General features: G+C 74.2%; 18 protein-coding genes and 2 tRNA genes. 9 read left to right on the top strand and 11 right to left on the bottom strand.

Going from position 1 to position 20,648, the window contains the following annotated elements; genetic code table 11:
- Positions 1 to 134: 134 nt before the first annotated feature.
- Positions 135 to 211, top strand: a tRNA-Met gene (locus ACI8AP_RS10750).
- Between the two features lie 79 nt (positions 212 to 290).
- Here the strand turns inward: ACI8AP_RS10750 and ACI8AP_RS10745 are convergent.
- Both ACI8AP_RS10745 and ACI8AP_RS10740 read right to left on the bottom strand, forming a co-directional pair.
- A complete protein-coding gene (locus ACI8AP_RS10745; protein WP_456589329.1) occupies positions 291 to 848 on the bottom strand; it encodes a hypothetical protein in 558 nt (185 codons plus the stop codon).
- Between the two features lie 113 nt (positions 849 to 961).
- Positions 962 to 2,308, bottom strand: coding sequence for a threonine/serine ThrE exporter family protein (locus ACI8AP_RS10740; RefSeq protein ID WP_456589328.1), 1,347 nt, complete (start codon positions 2,306 to 2,308; stop codon positions 962 to 964).
- Between the two features lie 182 nt (positions 2,309 to 2,490).
- On the opposite strand from ACI8AP_RS10740, the gene ACI8AP_RS10735 reads away from it, so the two are divergent.
- Entirely contained in the window at positions 2,491 to 4,080 is a 1,590-nt protein-coding gene (locus tag ACI8AP_RS10735) for a BCCT family transporter (RefSeq protein ID WP_456589327.1), read from the top strand.
- 83 nt (positions 4,081 to 4,163) lie between these two features.
- Positions 4,164 to 4,240, top strand: a tRNA-Met gene (locus tag ACI8AP_RS10730).
- 185 nt (positions 4,241 to 4,425) lie between these two features.
- On the opposite strand, the gene ACI8AP_RS10725 is transcribed toward ACI8AP_RS10730, so the two are convergent.
- Complete coding sequence (locus ACI8AP_RS10725) at positions 4,426 to 4,713, bottom strand: hypothetical protein (protein WP_456589326.1); 288 nt, start codon at positions 4,711 to 4,713, stop codon at positions 4,426 to 4,428.
- 341 nt (positions 4,714 to 5,054) lie between these two features.
- On the opposite strand from ACI8AP_RS10725, the gene ACI8AP_RS10720 reads away from it, so the two are divergent.
- Genes ACI8AP_RS10720 through ACI8AP_RS10710 form a run of 3 tightly spaced genes read left to right on the top strand, consistent with a single transcriptional unit; the run spans position 5,055 to position 11,094 of the window.
- The gene (locus tag ACI8AP_RS10720; protein ID WP_456589325.1) at positions 5,055 to 6,842 is read left to right on the top strand and encodes a thiamine pyrophosphate-requiring protein; all 1,788 of its coding nucleotides are present in this window, start codon (positions 5,055 to 5,057) and stop codon (positions 6,840 to 6,842) included.
- 3 nt (positions 6,843 to 6,845) lie between these two features.
- Positions 6,846 to 9,956 carry an FAD-binding and (Fe-S)-binding domain-containing protein gene (locus tag ACI8AP_RS10715; protein ID WP_456589324.1) on the top strand — a complete coding sequence of 1,037 codons (3,111 nt, stop codon included), beginning with the start codon at positions 6,846 to 6,848 and terminating at the stop codon, positions 9,954 to 9,956.
- A gap of 28 nt (positions 9,957 to 9,984) precedes the next feature.
- On the top strand, positions 9,985 to 11,094 hold the full coding sequence (locus ACI8AP_RS10710; RefSeq protein WP_456589323.1) for an enolase C-terminal domain-like protein: 1,110 nt from the start codon (positions 9,985 to 9,987) through the stop codon (positions 11,092 to 11,094).
- A 15-nt stretch (positions 11,095 to 11,109) separates the two neighbouring features.
- Here ACI8AP_RS10710 and ACI8AP_RS10705 read toward each other — a convergent pair whose 3' ends face one another.
- The 8 genes from ACI8AP_RS10705 to coxB are packed head-to-tail and all read right to left on the bottom strand — an operon-like array spanning position 11,110 to position 18,335.
- Complete coding sequence (locus ACI8AP_RS10705) at positions 11,110 to 12,384, bottom strand: cytochrome b N-terminal domain-containing protein (protein WP_456589322.1); 1,275 nt, start codon at positions 12,382 to 12,384, stop codon at positions 11,110 to 11,112.
- Positions 12,381 to 13,196, bottom strand: a complete 816-nt coding sequence (locus tag ACI8AP_RS10700; protein ID WP_456589321.1) for a QcrA and Rieske domain-containing protein — start codon at positions 13,194 to 13,196, stop codon at positions 12,381 to 12,383. The genes ACI8AP_RS10705 and ACI8AP_RS10700 overlap by 4 nt, the downstream gene beginning before the upstream one ends.
- On the bottom strand, positions 13,193 to 14,026 hold the full coding sequence (locus ACI8AP_RS10695) for a c-type cytochrome (RefSeq protein WP_456589320.1): 834 nt from the start codon (positions 14,024 to 14,026) through the stop codon (positions 13,193 to 13,195). Before ACI8AP_RS10695 ends, ACI8AP_RS10700 begins: the two co-directional genes overlap by 4 nt.
- Positions 14,023 to 14,409, bottom strand: a complete 387-nt coding sequence (locus ACI8AP_RS10690) for a c-type cytochrome (protein WP_456589319.1) — start codon at positions 14,407 to 14,409, stop codon at positions 14,023 to 14,025. Before ACI8AP_RS10690 ends, ACI8AP_RS10695 begins: the two co-directional genes overlap by 4 nt.
- Positions 14,406 to 14,876 carry a hypothetical protein gene (locus ACI8AP_RS10685; RefSeq protein ID WP_456589318.1) on the bottom strand — a complete coding sequence of 157 codons (471 nt, stop codon included), beginning with the start codon at positions 14,874 to 14,876 and terminating at the stop codon, positions 14,406 to 14,408. Before ACI8AP_RS10685 ends, ACI8AP_RS10690 begins: the two co-directional genes overlap by 4 nt.
- Positions 14,873 to 15,481 carry a cytochrome c oxidase subunit 3 gene (locus tag ACI8AP_RS10680; RefSeq protein ID WP_456589317.1) on the bottom strand — a complete coding sequence of 203 codons (609 nt, stop codon included), beginning with the start codon at positions 15,479 to 15,481 and terminating at the stop codon, positions 14,873 to 14,875. The genes ACI8AP_RS10685 and ACI8AP_RS10680 overlap by 4 nt, the downstream gene beginning before the upstream one ends.
- Entirely contained in the window at positions 15,478 to 17,382 is a 1,905-nt protein-coding gene (gene ctaD, locus ACI8AP_RS10675; protein ID WP_456589316.1) for a cytochrome c oxidase subunit I, read from the bottom strand. The genes ACI8AP_RS10680 and ctaD overlap by 4 nt, the downstream gene beginning before the upstream one ends.
- Complete coding sequence (gene coxB / locus ACI8AP_RS10670) at positions 17,379 to 18,335, bottom strand: cytochrome c oxidase subunit II (RefSeq protein WP_456589315.1); 957 nt, start codon at positions 18,333 to 18,335, stop codon at positions 17,379 to 17,381. Before coxB ends, ctaD begins: the two co-directional genes overlap by 4 nt.
- A 146-nt stretch (positions 18,336 to 18,481) precedes the next feature.
- Here coxB and ACI8AP_RS10665 point away from each other — a divergent pair, with 146 nt between their 5' ends.
- The 3 genes from ACI8AP_RS10665 to ccsA all read left to right on the top strand — a co-directional run bounded on the left by ACI8AP_RS10665 (position 18,482) and on the right by ccsA (position 20,621).
- A complete protein-coding gene (locus tag ACI8AP_RS10665) occupies positions 18,482 to 19,132 on the top strand; it encodes an ABC transporter ATP-binding protein (protein ID WP_456589314.1) in 651 nt (216 codons plus the stop codon).
- Entirely contained in the window at positions 19,129 to 19,806 is a 678-nt protein-coding gene (locus ACI8AP_RS10660; RefSeq protein ID WP_456589313.1) for a heme exporter protein CcmB, read from the top strand. The genes ACI8AP_RS10665 and ACI8AP_RS10660 overlap by 4 nt, the downstream gene beginning before the upstream one ends.
- Before the next feature lie 77 nt (positions 19,807 to 19,883).
- On the top strand, positions 19,884 to 20,621 hold the full coding sequence (gene ccsA, locus ACI8AP_RS10655; protein ID WP_456589312.1) for a cytochrome c biogenesis protein CcsA: 738 nt from the start codon (positions 19,884 to 19,886) through the stop codon (positions 20,619 to 20,621).
- Positions 20,622 to 20,648 lie beyond the last annotated feature (27 nt).

The following is a 20,648-nucleotide window of genomic DNA, read 5'->3' as shown; positions in this document are numbered from 1 at the left end:
GCCCCCCCCGCCCCCCCCCCCCCCCCCCCCCCCCCCCCCCCCCCCCCCCCCCCCCCCCCCCCCCCCCCCCCCCCCCCCCCCCCCCCCCCCCCCCCCCCCCCCCCCCGGCAGGGCTGGTACGGTGGTGTCACCGACGCGGGGTGGAGCAGCTCGGTAGCTCGCTGGGCTCATAACCCAGAGGTCGCAGGTTCGAATCCTGTCCCCGCTACCACCACGAAGGCCCGGCCCCACCAGGGGTCGGGCCTTCGTCGTTCTCGTCCTACCGGGTGCTCGGGCCGCCGGTCCCGTGGTCAGACGGCGCTGAGCTCCTCGTGCGTGCGGGCGTCGGGCCAGTCGCGCGACCAGCCGTCGGCCTGGCGTGGTGCACGGCGGTAGGGCGTCGGCCGCGGTCGTGCCGGCGGCAGCGCCGGTTCCGCCGTCGGGGTGCGCCCTCCGGCCGGCACCTGCTGGACGGGAGACGACGTCCCCGGGGCGGCGGGGAACCGTGGGGCCGGCGGCGTGCCGACGTGCGCGGGTGGGCGCGGTCGCGTGGTCAGCGCGGCGAGCAGCGTGTGCGGGCGCGTGCGGTCCGGGTCGGCCACCGGCGCGGCGGCCAGCGGGCGTGCCGGCGGTGCGGGGAACGGTTCTCGCCGCGGTGGGTGGGCCGGATCCGGCAGGCGGAGCTCGGCGAGGTCCTTCCACGTCGAGTGCCGCAGCCCGTCGACGGTGCACCGCACGCGGGCGGAGACCCGGCCGTCGGGGGTGTGCCGCCAGCCGAGCAGCTCGCCGGAGTACCAGATCCCGCGGTGGTGGATCTCCACCGGCTGCGGGTCTCCGACGAAACTGCTCGCCGCCACGTCCCCCGCCACGACCCGGACTGTAGGCGGGCCGGGAACGGGGGTGCCGGAGGCGCACGGGTCCGGCGCCTCGCGCGTGACGGCCCGTCCCACCGTTCACACGGGTCCGTGCCGACGCCTCCGCGTCAGGCGCGCGCCACCCCGCGACCGCCGCCGGTGACGCTCCGCGCGCGTGCTCCTCGGGCCTGGACCAGGCCGGTCAGGCGCCGCTCCCCGGGCAGCCTGGTCCGTCGCAGGGACTGCGCCACGTACTCGCCGAGCAGGGACCCCGCCGCCAGCGCCAGGCCGATGGCGATGGCGGTCCCGAGCAGCGTGAGGCCGCCCAGCGTGTCGCCCTCGGTGAGCCGGCGCAGACCCCGGTAGATGGCGAGCCCGGGCAGCAGCGGGATGATCCCGGCGGCCACGTAGACCAGCGCGGGGACCCGCTGGCGGGCAGCCATGACGAAGCTGCCGAGGCCGATGACGACGGCGGCGGCGGCCGTCGCGAGGGTGACCGACAGCCGCAGCTGGTCCAGCCCGACGAACACCGCCCAGCCGAGCGCACCGGCGGCCGCCGCCGGAGCCAGGGTGCGCCGGGGGGCGTAGTTGGCGACGGCGAAGGAGGCCGAGACGGCGGCTGCGGCCGCGAGCTGCAGCGGCACCTCCGCCAAACCGCTGGGCGAGGGGTCCCACATCGTCATCGGCACGCCGAGCCGCACGCCGATCGACAGCCCGACCGCCACCCCGCTGATGATCCCGGCCGTCAGCAGCAACGTCTCGAAGGCCCGGGCGCTCGCCGTCACGTAGAAGCCGGTGATCGCGTCGTGCACCGAGCCGACGAGCGTGACACCCGGCAGCAGCAGCACGATGCCGCCGGCGACGACGAGCGACGGGCGGACGCCGATGTCGGCGGCCACGAGGGCGAGGGCGACCGAGGTGGCGATCAGCCCGCCGGCGGCGTTGAGGAAGAAGGGCGGCAGTCCGCGGCGGCCGAGGCGGTCGATGGCGAGGTCGACCAGCACCGTGGCACCGAAGGCGGCCGCCGTCACCACGGGCCCGGCGCCGAGCAGCACGGCGACCCCGGCGGCCAGGAACGCACGCGCCCCGGTGACCACCCACCGGCGGTAGGGGTGCCGTGCGGTGGCGATCGCCCGCAGCCGGTGGTCGGCCTCCGGCGGGGTCACCCGTCCCGCGGCCAGGTCGCCGACCACGTTGTGGACGGCGGTGGCGCGGGAGTAGTCCAGCTCCCGCCGCTGGACCAGGCGCAGCCCGCTGATCGGGGCGGCGTCCGCGGCGGGGTGGCCGGAGACCGTGATCGAGGTGAAGGTGATGTCGCACTCCACCCGCCCGAGCCCGCAGGACCGGGCCACGACCGTGCACGTGGCGGTCACCTCGGCGGCGCTGGCGCCGGCCGACAGCAGCAGTTCCCCCGCCCGGAGGGCGAGGTCGACGGCGTGGTGGGGGTCCTGCTGCGTGGGCGGCTGAGGTGGCACCCGCCCACGATCCCCGACGGTTCCGGTCCCGCGGGGGTGGGGCTTGTCACGCCCGGAAAGATGCGGCGCTCCGCAAGTGGTGCAAGTCTGGATCGTCGTCCGGCCGTCGACCCCGCCCCCGTACGGTCTGCCGTCGGTGGGCGCCCGGCTCTCTTGTTCCCGACCGAAGGATCCTTCCGCTCGTGCGAAGAACATCCGCCGTCTTCTGGGCCTCGCTGGCCATCGTGCTCCCCTTCGTCCTCTGGGGCGTGCTGTCACCGGAGTCCCTCGACTCCGCCGCCACCTCGGCGCGCACCTTCGTGGTCGACCGGTTCGGCTGGTTCTACCTGCTCACCGCCACGATCGTGCTGGTCGCGGTGATCGTGGTCGCGGCCTCGCGGTGGGGACGGGTGCGGCTGGGTGCGGACACCGACCGGCCGGAGTACAGCACCCGGGCCTGGTTCTCGATGCTCTTCAGCGCGGGTATGGGCATCGGCCTGGTGTTCTGGGGCGTGGCGGAGCCGGTGTCGCACTTCCTCACCCCGCCGACGGCCGACCCGGGGACCACGGAGGCCGCCCGGGATGCGTTGCGCTACTCGTTCTTCCACTGGGGCCTGCACCCCTGGGGCATCTACGCCGTCCTGGCCCTGGCCCTGGCCTACGCCCGGTTCCGCCGCGGCTGGAAGGCCACGATCAGCGGGGCGCTGCGACCGCTGCTCGGTGACCGCGTCGACGGCCCGCTCGGCGTGGCGGTGGACACGGTCGCCGTGGTCGCCACCGTCTTCGGTGTCGCCACGTCGCTCGGCCTGGGCGCCGCGCAGATCAACGGGGGCCTCGCCTCGCTCGACGACGGCATCGCGACCGGTTCCGGCGTGCAGCTGGCCATCATCGCGGTGGTCACCGTCCTCTTCCTGATCTCGGCGCTCTCCGGGATCAACCGCGGGATCAAGTGGCTGTCGACCGCCAACGTCGTCCTCGCGGTGGGGCTCTTCGCCTTCGTGCTGTTCACCGCGGCGTCCGGCCGGCTGGTCGGTGCGTTCACCACGACCCTCGGCAGCTACCTCGCCGAGCTCCCCACGATGAGCCTGCAGACCGGCCCCTTCGACGCCGAGCGGTCGGATTGGATCAACGGCTGGACGATCTTCTACTGGGCGTGGTGGATCTCCTGGTCGCCCTTCGTCGCGACCTTCATCGCGCGCATCTCGCGCGGCCGCACCATCCGGGAGTTCGTCATCGGCGTGCTGGCGGTGCCGACGCTGGTCAGCGGGCTGTGGTTCTCCGTCTTCGGCGGAGCCGGGATCCTCGCCGAGCAGGAGGGGGCGGAGCTCGCCGGGCAGTCGACCGAGTCGCAGCTGTTCGGGCTGCTCGACACGCTGCCCGGTGGGGTGGTGGCCGGGATCGGGGCGATGATCCTGATCGTCACGTTCTTCGTGACCAGCGCCGACTCCGCCACCTTCGTGCTCGGCTCGCTCAGCAGCCGCGGTGGGCAGGACCCGGCGCGCGTCGTCAGCGTGATCTGGGGGCTGGTCATCTCCGCCTCCGCAGCCGTCCTGCTGGTCAGCGGCGGCCTGGGCGGGGTGCAGACCGCCTCGATCGTCGCCGCCTTCCCCTTCGCGGTCGTGCTCCTCATGGTGCTCGCGTCGCTGGTCAAGGGGCTGGGGGAGGAGCCCCGTCTCCCGCGCCGCGCTCCGGAGGACCCGCTGCTTCCCGGCACGACGGCGTCGCCGAACGGTCACCCCACCGGCGGGGCGACGGCTGCGCCGCCGGCAGCGGGCACGTCCAGCACCTCCTGAGCCGGCTGTCGGCCCCGTGGTCGCGCCGACCACGGGGCCGACAGCGGGTCGGTCCCGCCGAGAGGGTAGGGTGGCGGACGCAACGCGGGGTGGAGCAGCTCGGTAGCTCGCTGGGCTCATAACCCAGAGGTCGCAGGTTCGAATCCTGTCCCCGCTACCAACGCAGTGCAGTGGCCCCGCCGGGCCCCGGAGACGGGCTCGGCGGGGCCACTGTCGTCAGCGGCCGACCGTGGGTACGCAGTCCGACCGGGTCGTCCTCACCGACGGCCGGGGCGGGGTGGCTGCGTCGGTGCGGGTGCGCGCTCGAGCACGTGCCCGAGATCGTGTGCCTCGAGTCCGGCTCGCTCAGGCGGTCCGGTCGGCCCGCTGACCGGACCGATCGAGGCCCGGGCAAACCCCGTCAGCGGCCGGTTCCGCCTCAGCGCTGTGGTCCGCGCCCCCGGCCCCGGCTGGGCTCTGCGCGTCGGCGGCGGACCTGCCGAGCAGCCACACGCCCAGCATGACGGCGAAGATGATGACGATGATCGCGACGGCGAGCGCGGCGATCCGCCGCCGGGCCGGCTTTCCGCGCCCGACGCGGAACTCGGGATCATGCGGTCCACCGTGCCCGCGGTGGTCTCCTCCTGCGCTCATCGGTCCTCCCGGGTTGGCCGGTGCCGCGTCCGTGGCTACCGGGGGTTGGGTCGGGGCCTGAACGGGGCGGCCGGAAGGTCCGGGCTGCGCGCCCACTCGCGAGGCCGGAGAAGACGTCGTCCCCGCCCCGAGCACGAGCACCCGCTGACGAGGCGGGCTCGGCGGTGAGCGTGGCTGCCTCCGTGTCGTCCCCGGGGGCCGACGTGCTCGACCGACCGGTCGTCCCCCTCACCTCGACTGGGGGACATGGTCATCCGATCGTAAAGTCCCGTCTCGGTTTCATCCCGGCTCGACGGGTAGCGCGTCCAAGGACGGTGCAACCCAACGGGAGGGATCTCCCCATGAGCCAGACTGTCGCCGACGTCCTGCTGGACCGCCTCCGGGAGTGGGGCGTCGAGAAGGTCTTCTCCTATCCCGGTGACGGGATCAACGGCATCCTCGAGGCGTTCGGGAAGCAGGACGGCCTGCAGTACGTCCAGTCCCGGCACGAGGAGATGTCCGCCTTCGAGGCGGTGGGGTACGCCAAGTTCACCGGCCGGGTGGGCGTCTGCATGGCCACCTCGGGGCCGGGCGCGATCCACCTGCTCAACGGGCTGTACGACGCCAAGCTCGACCACGTGCCCGTGGTCGCGATCGTCGGGCAGACCGACCGGAGCGCCATGGGCGGCTCCTACCAGCAGGAGGTCGACCTGCTGTCGCTGTTCAAGGACGTCGCCCACCACTACGTGCACGTGGTGAACACGCCCGAGCAGCTCCCCAACGTGATCGACCGCGCCATGCGGATCGCGGCCGCCGAGCACGCGCCGACCGCGGTGATCATCCCGGCCGACGTGCAGGAGCTGGAGTACAGCCCGCCGACGCACGAGCACAAGATGGTGCCTTCCAGCAGCGCACACACCTCGGCGCCGACGATCGTTCCGGACGACCGGTCGATCCGCGCCGCCGCCGACCTGCTCAACAGCGGGAGCAAGGTCGCGATGCTCGTCGGCCAGGGGGCTCGGGGCGCCCGCGCGGAGGTCATCGAGGTCGCCGACATCCTCGGCGCCGGCGTGGCGAAGGCGCTGCTCGGCAAGGACGTGCTCCCCGACGACCTGCCGTTCGTGACCGGGTCGATCGGGCTGCTGGGCACCCGGCCGACCTGGGACATGATGAAGGACTGCGACACCCTGCTGACGGTCGGCTCCAACCTGCCCTACAGCGAGTTCTTCCCCGAGTACGGCCAGGCCCGCGGGGTCCAGATCGACCACGACGCGAAGTACATCGGCATGCGGTACCCGTACGAGCTGAACCTCGTGGGGGACGCCGCCACCACCCTCCGGGCGCTGATCCCGCTGCTGGAGCGCAAGGCCGACCGCTCGTGGCGGGAGGGCATCGAGGACGGTGTCCGGCGCTGGTGGGAGACCATCCACATGCGTGCCATGACCGACTCCGACCCGGTCAACCCCATGCGGCTGTTCTACGAGCTGAACGATCGGATGCCCGGCAACGCCATCATCACCGCGGACTCCGGGTCGTCGGCCAACTGGTACGCGCGTCACCTGCGGTTCGGCCCGGACACCCGGGGCTCGCTGTCCGGGACGCTGGCCACCATGGGCCCGGCGGTGCCCTACGGCATCGGTGCCAAGTTCGGGCACCCCGACCGGCCGGTCATCGCCTTCGTCGGCGACGGGGCGATGCAGATGAACGGCCTGGCCGAGCTCATCACCATCTCCCGGTACTGGCGGGAGTGGACCGACCCCCGCATGGTGATCGCGGTCCTGCACAACAACGACCTCAACCAGGTGACCTGGGAGATGCGGGCCATGGGCGGGTTCCCGAAGCTCGCCGACTCGCAGACGCTGCCCGACGTCTCCTACGCCGCGTTCGCCGCCGGCCTCGGCTTCGAGGCGATCACGGTGGACGACCCGGACCAGCTGGGGCCGGCGTGGGACCGCGCGCTGGCGGCGGGCCGGCCGGCGCTGCTCGACGTGCACGTCGACGCCGACGTACCACCCATCCCGCCGCACGCGACGCTCGAGCAGATGACCGAGACGGCCAGGTCGCTGTTCAAGGGCGACGAGGACGCGTGGGGTGTGGTCAGGCAGGGGGCCAAGACCAAGATCCAGGAGTTCCTGCCGCACCGGGGCTGAGCGATGGCGGTCACCGATCTGCCCCCACCCACCAGCCTGCCGCCGGAGCCTGCCGGGCCCCACCGGGTGGACGTCGCGGCGCTGGCGGCCGACCTGCGCCGCCGGGTCGACGGCGGTGTCCGGTTCGACACCGGCACCCGCGGCGCGTACTCCACCGATGCCTCGAACTACCGGATCCCGCCGCTGGGGGTCGTGGAACCGCGGACGGTGGAGGCGGCGGTCGAGGCGGCGGCGGTCTGCCGCGAGCACGGTGTGCCCCTGCTGTCGCGAGGCGGCGGCACCAGCCTCGCCGGCCAGACCACCAACGCCGCCGTCGTCCTGGACTGGAGCCGGTACTGCACCGGCCTGGTCTCGGTCGACACCGACCGGCGGACCTGCGTCGTGGAGCCGGGCATGGTGCTCGACCACCTCGACGCCCGGCTCGCCGAGCACGGGCTCACCTGGGGGCCGCAGCCGGCGACCCACTGGACCTGCACGGTCGGCGGCATGCTCGGCAACAACGCGTGCGGGGCCTCGGCGCAGGTGTACGGCAAGGCGGTGGACAAGGTCTCCCGGCTGGAGGTCCTGCTGCCCGACGGCACCCGCATGTGGGTCGGGCCGACGAGCGACGAGGAGTACGCCGAGATCGTCCGGGCGGGTGGCCGCCGCGCCGAGGTCTACCGCGGGCTCCGGGCGCTGCGGGACCGCTACCTCGCCGAGATCCGCACCGGTTTCCCGCGGATCCCGCGCCGCGTCTCCGGCTACAACCTCGACGCGCTGCTGCCCGAGAACGGCTTCGACGTGGCCCGGGCGCTGGTGGGCAGCGAGGGGACGCTGGTGACCGTGCTGCGCGCGGAGCTGCAGCTGTCGGAGCTGCCGCGGGTGCGCCGCCTGGCGGTCCTGGGCTACCCCGACGTCGTCGCCGCGGGCCGCGACGTCGCCCGGCTGCTCCCGCACCGTCCGCACCGGCTCGAGGGCGTCGACGAGGTGCTCCGCCGCAACCAGGACGAGCTCGGGATGAACCCCCGGGCCCTGGAGAAGCTGCCCGACGGCAGCGGCTGGTTGCTGGTCGAGCTCGCCGGGGAGGACGAGGAGGAACTGGGCGGACGCATGGATCGGATGGTCGAGGACCTCCGCTCCGCGCCCGAGCCGCCGGCCGTGCTGGTCCTGAGCGACCCCGCGGACCAGGCGGACATGTGGGCCTTCCGCGAGTCCGGGCTCGGCGCAACTGCGCATCCGCCGGACGCGCACGACACCTGGCCGGGGTGGGAGGACTCCGCCGTCGCACCCGATCAGCTCGGGGAGTACCTGGCCGACCTCGCGGAGCTGCTCGACCGGCACGGCCTGACGCCCTCCTCCCTGTACGGGCACTTCGGTCACGGGTGCGTGCACCTGCGCATACCGTTCCCGCTGGGCGCACCGGGCGGCGAGGACACCTACCGCCCGTTCCTCGAGGACGCCGCCGAGCTCGTCACCCGCTACGGCGGCTCCATGTCCGGCGAGCACGGCGATGGTCAGGTGCGCGGCGAACTGCTGCCCCGGATGTTCGAACCCGAGATCGTCGAGGCGTTCGGCCGCATGAAGGCGCTGCTGGACCCGGACAACCGGATGAACCCGGGGAAGGTCGTCGCCCCGTACCCCCTCGACGAGCACCTCCGGGTCACCGCCGACTACCCCGCCTGGCAGCCCGAGGTCGCCTTCGGCTACCCGGAGGACGACGGCTCGTTCGCCCACGCCGCAGCCCGGTGCGTCGGCGTCGGCAAGTGCCGCTCCTCCCTGGAGGTCGGGTCCGGCCAGGTGATGTGCCCGAGCTACCAGGTGACCGGCGACGAGAAGCACTCCACCCGCGGCCGCGCGCGCCTGCTGTTCGAGATGCTCCGCGGCGACGTCATCCGCGACCGCTGGCGTTCCACCGCGGTCCGGGACGCGCTGGACCTCTGCCTGGCGTGCAAGGGCTGCCGCAGCGACTGCCCGGTCGACGTGGACATGGCGGCGTACAAGGCGGAGTTCCTGTCGCACCACTACGCGGGCCGGCTGCGCCCGCGGACCCACTACACGCTCGGCTGGCTGCCGCTGGTCGCGCGGTTCGCCGCGCTGGCGCCGCGGGTGGTGAACGCCCTGACGCAGACGCCGGGGGTGCGCACGGTGGCCAAGGCGGTCGGCGGGGTGACCCCGGAGCGCGACCTGCCGCTGTTCGCCCCGCAGCGCTTCACCTCCTGGTACCGCGACCGGGGACCCCGAGGAACGGGGGAGCGCGGCGAGGTGCTGCTCTGGCCGGACACGTTCACCGAGTTCTTCCAGCCGCACATCGGCGAGGCGGCGGTGACGGTGCTGGAGGACGCCGGCTTCACCGTGCGGATCCCCGACCAGGAGCTCTGCTGCGGGCTCACCTGGATCTCCACGGGCCAGTTGGCGACGGCCGCACGGATCCTGCGCCGGACGGCGGGCGCGCTCGCACCGGAGCTGCGCGCGGGCATGCCGGTCGTGGCGCTGGAGCCCAGCTGCACCGCGGTCTTCCGGTCCGACGCCCCTGAGCTGCTCCCGGACGACGAGGACGTCCGGCTGCTCGCGGCGTCCACCCGCACGCTCGCCGAGCTGCTGGGCGAGCGCGCTCCGGAGTGGGAGCCCCCTCGGGCGGATCGCGCGGCGATGGTCCAGACCCACTGCCACCACCACTCGATCATGGGCTTCGACCAGGACCGCGAGCTGATGCGGAGGGCCGGGTTCGACGCCGACGTGCTGAACTCCGGCTGCTGCGGACTGGCCGGCAACTTCGGGTTCGAGCGCGGTCACTACGACGTCTCCATGGCCTGTGCCGAGCAGGCCCTGCTGCCCGCGGTGCGCGAGGGCGACCCCCAGGCGGTGGTGCTCGCCGACGGCTTCAGCTGCCGCACCCAGGTCGAGCAGGCCGACACCGGCCGCAGGGCGGTGCACCTGGCCGAGGCGCTCGCCGGTCTGGTGACCGGCGCGCGGCTCGAGGACAACCCGGAACGGGTGCTGGCACCGGCCCCGCATCCGCCGGGCCGGCTGGCGCAGGGGGCGGTGCTCGCGGCGGCCGGCGGCGTCACCACCGCCGCGGTGACCGGGGCGGTCACCGCGGTGCGGCGCACGCTGACCGGCCGCTCCGCCGGCTGACCACCTCCTGGAGAGGAGCACCGCTGCCGTGGGAACCACACCGGACGTCCCGGTGCAGAGCGTGGTCGTTGCCGTCTACCGGCTGCCGACCGACCGCCCCGAGGCCGACGGCACCCTGCAGTGGGACGCGACGACGGCGATCGTGGTGCACGCCGCTGCCGGGGACCGCACCGGGACCGGCTGGACCTATGCCGACCAGTCCACCGCGGCGCTCATCCCCGGCCTGCTCGCCGGCGTGGTGGAGGGGCGATCGGCCCTGCACCCGCAGGACGCCACGCATGCCATGGCCCGGGCCGCCCGCAACGCCGGCGTTCCCGGCCTGGTCGCGATGGCGATCTCCGCGGTCGACGTCGCCCTCTGGGACCTGAAGGCGCGGCTGCTCGACGTGCCGCTGGCGGTGCTCCTGGGGGCCGTGCGGCGGGACTCGCCGGTCTACGCCAGCGGTGGGTTCACCACCTACGACGACGCCGCGACCCGCGAGCAGCTGACGGGCTGGCTCGACCGGGGCTTCGACCGGGTGAAGATCAAGATCGGGGAGTCGTGGGGCAGCGCGGAGCGCCGCGACCTGGCCCGCACGCGGCTGGCCCGCGAGGTCGTCGGGGACCGCGTCGATCTGCTGGTCGACGCCAACGGCGGCTACACCGCCAAGCAGGCGGTCCGGGTGGGCCGGGCGCTCGACGACCTGGGGGTGGTCTGGTTCGAGGAGCCGGTCTCCTCCGACGACCTGGCCGGGCTGCGACTCGTGCGCCGGTCCCTGGACTGCGACGTCGCCGCCGGGGAGTACGGCGCGCGGATCGAGGACTTCGCTGCCCTCTGCGGCGCCGGCGCCGTCGACTGCCTGCAGGTGGACGCCAGCCGCTGCGGCGGGGTCACCGAGTGGTTGCGCGCGGCGGCGGTGGCCGCGGGGCACGGGCTCGAGGTCTCCGCGCACTGCGTGCCCACCCTGCACGCACACCTCGGCCTGGCCACGCCCAACCTGCGCCACCTCGAGTGGTTCCACGACCACGAGCGGTTCGAGCGCCGGCTGTTCGACGGCGCCCCCGAGCCGCGGGAGGGCCGGGTCCGGCCGGACCTCGCTGCCCCGGGGCTCGGCGTGAGCCTGCGCGAGGCCGACGTCGAGGAGCTGCGGGTGGCCTGAGCCGCGACGCCCGGGTCAGAGCGGGGACTGGCGGGAGCGCCGCCGGGCGTACCAGAACAGAGCGCCCGCGAGCACCGGCGGGGCCGCCACCAGCGCGATGCGCAGGAACCAGATGACGGTGACCACCTCCAGCCCGAGCACCTGGGCGATCACGTCGCTGGCCGCCCCCGCGCCCGTCACCGCGCCGAGCACCACGACGAAGGTGACGAAGGCGACGCGGAACGGCGCGTCGAGCGGCCGCTCGCTGAGGTCGAGGTCGGCTTCCGGACGCCGGCGGAACAGCCGCTCCAGCAGCGGGTAGACCAGCACCGCCCCGCCGATGAGCACCGGCAGCAGGACACCGCCCAGGAACGGGTTGGTGATCGTCGCCCCCAGGATGCTGAACTCCACGGCCGGCAGGAGGAGGATGCCGCCCTCGGCCGGGAACAGGTACCAGTCCGGGTACATGTCGTTGCCGGCCACACCGGGCAGGTACGGGCCGATGTGCAGGACGTCCCCGAAGGGGACCAGCGCGGCGGAGACGACGAGCAGCGTGGTGGTCAGCAGGGTGAGCAGCAGCGCGCGGGACCGCAGCCCGCTCCGGCCGGGGGTCGCCACGACCAGCTGCCCGTCGGGGCGACGGCGCCGCGGCAGGACTGTGTGCCGCTGGCGGACGACGAGCCACAGGTGGACGGCGAGCAACCCTCCGAAGGCGACCGGCAGCAGCAGGACGTGCAGCCAGAACAGCCGGGGGACGACGTCGGCGACGTCCGGGCCCGCGAAGACGAGGTCGGCCAGTTCCCCGCCGAGCCAGGGCATGCTCGCCGCGATCGAGTACCCGATCCGGACGCTGCTGCCGGTGATCACGTCGTACACCAGGTTCTGGCCCGACCAACCCAGCGCGAAGGCCAGTGCGAGCAGGACCAGGCCGAGCAGGTAGTTCGAGATGCGGCGACCCCGGAAGGCCCCGGCGAGGAGCACCCGGAGCACGTGCAGCAGCAGCGCCGCGACGAACAGGTAGCTCGCCACCCGGTGCACCCGGCGCAGCAGCAGCCCGCCGGGCAGGTCGTGGCTGATCGAGACGACGGAGGAGAACGCGGCCGGCAGCTCCCGGCCGTCGTAGAGGTCGGCCGAGCCCTGGTACTCCACCAGCTCGGCCGACGGCTCGTAGAAGAAGGTCAGCACCAGCCCGGTCAGCAGCAGGACGGCGAAGCAGATCACCGCGACCGGCCCCAGCAGGAACGACCAGTGCGTCGGGACGAACAGCTCGCGTAGCCACCGGGGCCGGGTGGGGGCTTCCTGGACGCTCATCCGCGCACCGGACCGATGGGCGTCGCGAAGTCGCCGAGGGCCACCAGGAAGCCGTCCGCGTCGACGCCGAGGGGGAGCTGGGGGAGGGGGCGCGACGCCGGCCCGAACGTCGGTACTGCCCCGCGCGCCGCGTCGAAGGTGGCCTGGTGGCAGGGGCAGAACAGCGAGTCGCTGTCCTCCTGGTACAGCCCGACCGGGCAGCCGGCGTGCGTGCAGACCTTCGAGTAGGCGACCAGCCGTTCGCCGACGACCCAGTCGAGGATCGTCGGCGGCTGCGCGCTCTGCGCGGAGAGCCGCACCAGCACGACCGCCGCCAGGTCCTCCCGGGCGGCGCCCTCGGGCCACACGGTGCCGAAGCCGCCGATCGGCACGTCCGCCGCGCGGATCCGCTGGCCCTCGGCGGTCACCAGGTGCGTCCCCCGCCGCCAGCTGGTGGCCGGCGGCTCGTCCCGGCCCAGCCAGGCGAGCAGGCCGATCCCGGCGAGCGCGCCGACGCCGACGCCACCGAGGACCCAGCGCCGGCGGACCGGGTGACCGGCGACCGCCGCGAGCAGCGGTGCGTCCCCCGGCTCGCGCTGGCCCGGCCAGACGAGCTCCTGGTCCTCGTCAGCGGGCAGCGCGGCGGCCACGACGAGAGCGGCGCACAGCGTGCCGATGCCGAGGAGCAGCCCGAGCGCGGAGGTGGGCCAGTCCAGCACCAGGCCCGCCACGAACGCCGCGAGCAGGATCGCCGCCACGGCTCCGGCCGCGAGCGGGACCGGGCGGCGCAGGAGCGCGGGGCGGGACTCCGGGCGGGGCTCCGTGGCCGTCACTGCTCCGTGCCCTCCCTGTCCTCCGGGTCCGAGGGGGTGCGCCCGGCCGGTTCCGGGGCCGATCGCCGGCCGGTCCGGACGACGAGCACCAGCGCGCCCGCCATGGCCAGGGCGATCAGGCCGGTGAAGACACCGCCGTAGACGCGACTGACGTCCGAGAGCCCCAGGGGTGTGGTCTCGGCGTCCGACAGGTCCTGCACGTAGGCGGCGATGTCGGCGGCGTCCTGCTCGCTGAGGACCTCGTCGCCGAACCGGGGCATCTCGAACGGGCCGACCCGGATCGCCTCCACGATGCCGGTGGGGTCGATGCCGGTGACCTCCGGGGCGACCGTCCCGTCGGCCGAGATGCCGCCGTTGCCCCCGGCGCTGTGGCAGGGCGCGCAGTTGGTCAGCCAGAGCGGCTGCCCGCGGCCCGGGTCGCCTGCCCCCACCTCCGGGATCCCGCCCTCCAGGTCGAACTCCTCGGCCATCCAGGTGACGACCGCTTCGCGCTGGGCGTCGGTGAGCTGTTCCTCCACGGCGCCGACCGGCCGGTGCAGGATCGGCATCCGGCCGGTGCGGATGACCAGGTCGACGTAGGCCACCGGCAACCCGCGCAGGTCCGGCCCCGCCTCGTCGCCGGTCCCGGGGATGCCGCTGCCGTCGTTGTTGTGGCAGATCCCGCAGTACCGCTGGTAGACGGTCCCGCCGTCGGCGACCTCCTCGGCGGGCGGCGCCGGGGCCGGGGCGGCCTCGACCGGTGCCGCCACCAGGGTGAGGGCGACGCAGGCCGTGACCAGCGCCAGCACCTGGAGCAGGCGCGCGGCCGTCGGGATCCGGCGGCGGCTCACGAGGGCTCCAGCGAGTACAGGTAGGCGACGATGGCGTCGACGTCCTCGTCGGTCACCCCGAGGTCGGGCATCAGGTTGCCGGGGTCCAGCTCCTGGGGGTCCTGGATCCAGCTCCGCAGGTTCTCGGGCGTGTGGGGGAGCTGCCCGGCGATCACCCGCCGCTCGACGAGCGTCCCGAGCGGCGGACCCACCCGGCCCTGCGGCCCGGTCACCCCCGGCACCTGGTGGCAGGCCGCGCAGCCGTACTCGCGCAGCAGCTCGCGCCCGCGGTCCGCGGACACCTGCGGCTCGCCGGTCGCGTCGGTGCAGGCGCTCAGCCCGGCCGCGGCGGCCACGAGCGCCGCCGCCAGCCGGGCCCGCATTCCCCGCCGCCCCCCGGTCACCAGCACGGTCCGTACACGAGGACGGGGGGCAGCGCCAGCACGATCAGGCCGACCGCCAGCAGGTTCATGGTGAGGCCGGTGAGCGCGAGCAGCCGGTTGCGCGCGGGGCTCGGCACCGGGTCCCAGGCGCCGGCCGGGGGCGCGTCCGCGGGGTCGCGCCGACGCCGCCAGGGCAGCAGCGGCCGGAGCTCGGGACCGGGGACGGCGGCGGACTCCGGCTGCGGTGGCAGGTGCCGCATCGACCACCAGGACGCCCAGGTCGCGGCCAGGGCCATGACCGTGAGGGCCACGGTCAGCACGACGAGGAAGACGGGGAGCGCCAGGCCCTCGGTGGGGCACCCGATCTCGATGAACCAGTAGCCGACCAGCAGGTGCAGCAGCCAGGCCGCGGTGCCACCGCCGACACCGAACCAGAACAGGACCGGCCGGCCGGCGGGGCGCTTGGTCTCCGGAGTCGCGGCGGTCACCAGAACCTCGGCGTCAAGTAGAGGGTGGCGGCGATGACGATCCAGGACCAGACCACGAAGTACCAGTAGTGCGCGGCGGTCACCGCCATCTCCTGCTCGCGGGGGGGCATGCTGCCGGTCCGCACGCGCAGCAGCACGATGCCCAGCCCGAGCAGGGCCAGGGCGGCGTTGACGTGGTGGAAGCCGGCGAGGGCGAGGAAGAGGGAGCCGTACACGTCGCGCTGCGGGTCGATGTCGTTGGCCGCGTAGTCGGCGAACTGCACGAGGAGGAACGCCACCCCGAGGACGACGGCGGCGGCCAGCGCGGCGGGGACCCGGCCGGCCGCCTTCCCGGCCCGCGCCGACAGGTGGACCGCGGCCACCGGGACGGCGCTGAGCAGCAGCAGCGCGGTGGCGACCGCGGTCAGCCCCAGCGCGGGGGCGGGCGCCGGCTCGGGCGGCCACGTGTCGAAGCCGTCGCGCAGGTAGAAGTAGGAGAACAGCAGCGCCGCGAGCATCGACACCAGGACGAGCTGGAGCAGCAGCATCCCCCACCACCCGGTGCCGCGGGCGATGTGCGGGGCCGGACGGGGGGCGGCGTCCCCGGCGTGTCCGCTGGTCCTCACAGCCGGTCCTGCCTGTTCCAGACCCAGGCCACACCGGTCACGACCGCGGCGAGCACACCGGTGAGGGCGACGGGGTAGACGTCGATCATCGTGCCGATCAGGGCGACGGTGAGCGAGGAGGCCATCAGCAGCGGCCACCACGACTTCTGCGGCAGGGTGACCAGCTCCTCGGGGGCGGCGTCGAGGATGCTGGTGAGCACGACCTGCCGCACGGGAGCGCGGGGCTCGCGCAGCTCGTCCTGCCAGGTGGCCGGGTCGTACTTCGGCCGGAAGGGCCGGGTGTCCCACAGCGGCGAGCGGCTGGCGACCTCCGGGATGCCGCGGAAGTTGTAGGCCGGCGGCGGCGAGGTCGCGTACCAGTCCAGGGTCTCCCCGCCCCACGGGTCGTCCCCGGCCCGCTCGCCGTACCGCGCCGACAGCACCACGTTGCCCAGCGTCATGAGCAGGCCCAGGGTGAGGACGACGGTGCCCGCGGTCGCGATCGCCTGCGTGAGCTCCCACCCTGTGTTCTCCGCGTAGGTGTAGAGGCGGCGCGGCATGCCCTGCAGCCCGGTGATGTGCAGCGGGAAGAACGTCACGTTGAAGCCGACGAAGGTCAGCCAGAACGCCGTCTTGCCGATGCGTTCGTCGAGCAGGCGGCCGCTCATCTTCGGCATCCAGAAGTGGACGGCGGCCAGCACCGGGAAGAGGATCCCGCCGATGAGCACGTAGTGGAAGTGCGCGACGACGAAGTAGCTGTCGTGCGCCTGCTGGTCGAACGGGACCGAGGCGACCATCACCCCGGTGACCCCGCCGAGGACGAAGATCACGATGAAGCCGACGACGTACATCATCGGCGTCTTCCACACCGCCCGGCCCTGCCAGATGGTGGCGATCCACGCCGAGACCTGGATGGCGCTCGGGATCGGGATGAACAGGCTCGCCACGGAGAAGAAGGCCAGCCCGAGCTGCGGGATCCCCGTCACGAACATGTGGTGCACCCACACGCCGAACGACAGGATGCCGATGGCGACCGTCGAGACGGCGATCAGGCTGTAGCCGACGATCCGGCTGCGGGCGAAGACCGGCACGATCGTGGAGACGATGCCCAGCCCCGGCAGCAGGATGATGTAGACCTCGGGGTGGCCGAAGAACCAGAACAGGTGCTGCCAGAGCAAGGACTCGCCACCGGCCGCCGGATCGTAGAAGTGCGTGCCGATCTTGCGGTCCAGCTCGAGGAGCACGCTGGCGACCACCAGCGGCGGGAACGCGAAGATGACGGCGATCCCGGTGACCAGCACGTTCCACGCCAGCAGCGGCATCTGGCTGATCTTCATGCCCGGCGCCCGGTACCGGAGGATCAGCACCACCAGCTCGATCGCTCCGGCGATCGTCGCGATCTCCACGAACGTCACGCCCAGCAGCCAGAAGTCCATCGAGTTGCTCGGGGAGTACTCGGGCCCGGTGAGCGGGGTGTAGGCGAACCAGCCGCCGTCGGGGACCTGGCCGAACAGGAAGCTGCTGTAGAGGAAGATCCCGCCGAGCACGTAGATGTACCAGCCGAAGGCGGTCAGCCGGGGGAACGGCAGGTCCCGGGTGCCGAGCATGAGCGGCAGGAAGTACATCGCGAAGGCTTCGCCCACCGGCACGGCGAACAGGAACATCATCGTCGTGCCGTGCATGGTGAACAGCTCGTTGTAGGTCTGCGCGTCGAGGAAGGTGCTCTCGGCGCTCCCGAGCTGCCAGCGCATCAGCACCGACTGGATGCCGCCCAGGGCGAAGAAGACGAACGCGGTGATGAGGAAGCGCTGGCCCACCTGCTTGTGGTTGAGGGCCGTGAACCAGCCGGCCAGGCCGGGTGGGGTGGCCCACGTGGCGGCGAGCCGGTCCTCTGTGGCCGGGGGATCCTGCAGCGCGGTCATTCGAGGCTCTCCAGATAGGCCAGCAGCGCTTGCAGGTCGTCGCCCGAGAGGTTGTTCGGCGGCATGCGGACCCCCGACTTGAGGCCCTGCGGGTCGAGGATCCAGCCCGCCAGGTTGCCCCGCGTGTTCTCGAGCATCCCCGCGGCGATCGTGTCCCGGGACGCGAGGTGGGTGAGGTCCGGGGCGAAGTCGTCCCCCTCGCTGACGTCCTCGATCCGGTGGCACTGCCCGCAGCCCGCGGCCAGGTACACCTCGCGGCCGGCCTCCTCGAGCTCGCCGTCCGGCTCCGCGGAGCCCGCCTGCAACGCGACCAGGTGGTCGGCGAACTCGTCCTCCTCCTGGGCGACGAGGACGAACTGCATGCGGGCGTGCTGGATGCCGCAGAACTCGGCGCACTCCCCGAGGTAGCGACCGGCCTCCTCGACCTGGAAGGACAGGACGTTGGTCTGCCCGGGGAGGAGGTCGAGCTTGCCGGCCACCGGCGGGATCCAGAGGCTGTGGATCACGTCCGCCGACGTCATCTCCAGCCGGACGGGGCGGCCGACCGGCACGTGGATCTCGTTGGCGGTCACCACGTCGGCGTCGGGGTAGCGCACCTCCCACCAGAACTGGTGGCCGACGACCTCGACGGTGAGCGCCTCGGGAGGGGCAGGCCGGGAGATGTCGACGCCCACCACGAGGCTGTAGGCGAAGACGGCGGGCAGGACGACGATCGGGACGACCACGCCCCACACGGCGATGAAGGCCTTCGCGCCCCGGTTCGCGGCCCGTGGCTCGCGGCGCGCGCGGTGCCGGAGGGCCAGCACCAGGAACACCACGGTGGCCAGCCACAGCAGACCGCCCAGGACGATCATGAACCAGGTGAGGCCGGCGATCTGCGCCGCCTCGGGGCCCACGGGATCGAGCACCGAGCCTGGCTCCGGTGCGGCCACCGGAGCGAGGTCGGCTGGCACGATCGCACCTCCGTGGCGGGCTGGTCGGGCTGCCCCTCCGGGGAGGGCTCCCGTGCGGTCCCGTCCGACCCTAGTGGCTGGCTTCGGCCGCACAACCGCAGCTGCTCGGCCCGGGCGCGGGCGGCGGTGGCACCATCCTCGGCACGATGACCCAGTCGAGGACCGGCCGCCCTGCCGCGGGGGAACCGCCGGTGCTGTGCCTGCAGGAGGTGGCCCGCCGCTACGGCGGGCGGACCGCGCTCGCCCCCCTGACGCTGCGGCTGTCGGCCGGCGCGGTCTGCGTCGTCGGCGGGGGGAACGGCGCCGGCAAGACCACGCTGCTGCGGATCGCGGCGGGGCTGGTGGAGCCGACGTCGGGCACCCGGTCGGTGACCGGGCACGCGCTGTACCTGCGCCCCGGGGCGGCCGCGCGCCGTCGGCAGCGGGCACTGGACGCCGTGACGTTCGCCGGCGCCCTGGCCGGCCGGGAGCAGCCGGCCGGTGCCGCTGCGGCGGCCCTCACCGCGTGCGGGCTCCCCGAGGAGTTGTGGGGACAGGAGGCCGGCCGCCTCTCGGCGGGGCAGCGGGCGCGGGTGACCCTCGCCGTGGCCCGCGTGGTGACCCCGGCGGTGGTGTGCCTCGACGAGCCCATGGAGCACCTCGACGCGACCGGACGCGAGGCAGTGCGCCGGACGGTCGAGGACCTGGCCGGTGACGGGGCGGCGGTGCTCGTCGCGGGCTCGGAGGTGGCCGCCGGCCTGGGCCCGGTCGACGCCCGCCTGGAGCTCGTCGGGGGAGCTGCGACGGTGCTCGGGTGAGCGGGGGAGGTGGACAGCGGCAGGGCCGCGCCGGCGTGCTGCGCACCGTTCCCCTGCTGGTCCGGCGGGACGCGCGGATCGCCCTGGGTGGCGTCGACGGCTTCGCCTCGGTGCTGCCGTTCGTCGCGGCCGGGGTCGTGCTGGGGGGTCTCGTGCTCGGCCCCGACCCCGTCGCGCTCCGGGCCGCCGCGCCCGGCCTGGTCTGGCTGCTCGTGCTCACCGCCGCGGTTCCGCTGGCCCGGCTGGTCGCGGCGGCGGAGCGCGACGAGGACTCCTGGGACCTGCTGCGCGGCCTGGTCCCGGCCGGGGCGCTGTTCCTCGCCAAGGCCGCCGTCCTCTGGACCGCGCTCGCGGTCACCTGGACCACGGGGACCGTCCTCGCCGTCCTGCTCCTCGACGGCCCCGTCTCCCTCGCCGGGTGCGCGGCGGCGGCGCTCGGCCTGGGCGGCGTCGCGGCGAGCACCACGGTGTTCGGCGCCCTGCTGGCGGCCTCGGCCCGCGGTGCGGGCCTGCTCGCGGCCCTGGTGCTCCCCGCCGGGCTGCCCGCCCTGCTGGCCGGGACGCAGGCCGGCGTCGTGGCGGAGCCGCTCCCGTGGCTGGTGCTGCTGGTCGCCTACGACCTGGTCGCCGGGGCGACCGCCTGGGCCGTCTTCCCCTTCCTCCTGGAGGAGTGAGAGGCTGGCCGGGTCCCCGCTGACCCAGCCGTCCCCGGGCCTTCCCGGGCGGGGACCGGTCGACAGGAGGAGCGAGCGTGCGTAGGACTCCGGTGCCCGGCGGTGCGCTCCTCCCCGCCGCCGCTGCCGGGGCGACCGCGGTCGCGCTGGTCCTGGCGCTCGTCGTCGCCCCCGAGGACGGGGTGCAAGGTCCGGCGCAGCGGTTGATGTACGTGCACGTCCCGGCCGCCTGGGTGGCCTACCTGGCGTTCGCGACCGTGCTGGTGTGCAGCGTGGGCTACCTGGTGCGCCGTGAGCTCGGCTTCGACCGGTACGCGCAGGCGGCCGCCGAGCTGGGCGTCGGGCTGACGGCGCTGGCGATCGCGCTGGGCATGCTGTGGGGCCGCCCGGTCTGGGGCGTCTGGTGGACGTGGGATGCCCGGCTGGTGACGACGGCGGTGCTCCTGCTGGTCTACGTCGCCTACCTCGGCGTCCGCCGGATGGCCGACGACCCGCACGTCGCCGCCCGCCGGTCCGCGGCCATCGGCATCGTCGCCTTCCTCAACGTGCCGGTCGTGCACTTCTCGGTCGTCTGGTGGCGGACGCTGCACCAGCCGCCCACCGTGCTCGGCCCCGAGGGCAGCCCACCGATCCACGCCACGATGGCGTGGGCGCTGGGCGCGGGCGTCCTCGCCTTCACCCTCCTCGCGGTGCTCGTCGTCCGCCGCCGGGTCGCCCGGCTGCGGGCGGAGGCGTCCGAGCCGGCCGGCGCGCCCGCCGGTGCCGGCGGCGAGGACGCGCCGGTGATCACCGTCGTCCCCGGGGGCGGCCGGTGAGCGGGCAGCTGGCGGTGGTCCTCGGCT

Source organism: Blastococcus sp. SYSU DS1021 (assembly GCF_054050995.1).
The sequence above is the reverse complement of the archived record's forward strand: the minus strand, read 5'-3'. Positions and strand labels throughout refer to the sequence as shown.

Excerpts from the sequence above, each read along its gene's own strand:
- ctaD (WP_456589316.1), bottom strand. The coding sequence starts at position 17,382 with ATGACCGCGCTGCAGGATCCCCCGGCCACAGAGGACCGGCTCGCCGCC.
- ACI8AP_RS10705 (WP_456589322.1), bottom strand. The coding sequence starts at position 12,384 with ATGAGCGTCCAGGAAGCCCCCACCCGGCCCCGGTGGCTACGCGAGCTG.
- ACI8AP_RS10725 (WP_456589326.1), bottom strand. The coding sequence starts at position 4,713 with ATGAGCGCAGGAGGAGACCACCGCGGGCACGGTGGACCGCATGATCCC.
- ACI8AP_RS10715 (WP_456589324.1), top strand. The coding sequence starts at position 6,846 with ATGGCGGTCACCGATCTGCCCCCACCCACCAGCCTGCCGCCGGAGCCT.
- ACI8AP_RS10665 (WP_456589314.1), top strand. The coding sequence starts at position 18,482 with ATGACCCAGTCGAGGACCGGCCGCCCTGCCGCGGGGGAACCGCCGGTG.
- ACI8AP_RS10720 (WP_456589325.1), top strand. The coding sequence starts at position 5,055 with ATGAGCCAGACTGTCGCCGACGTCCTGCTGGACCGCCTCCGGGAGTGG.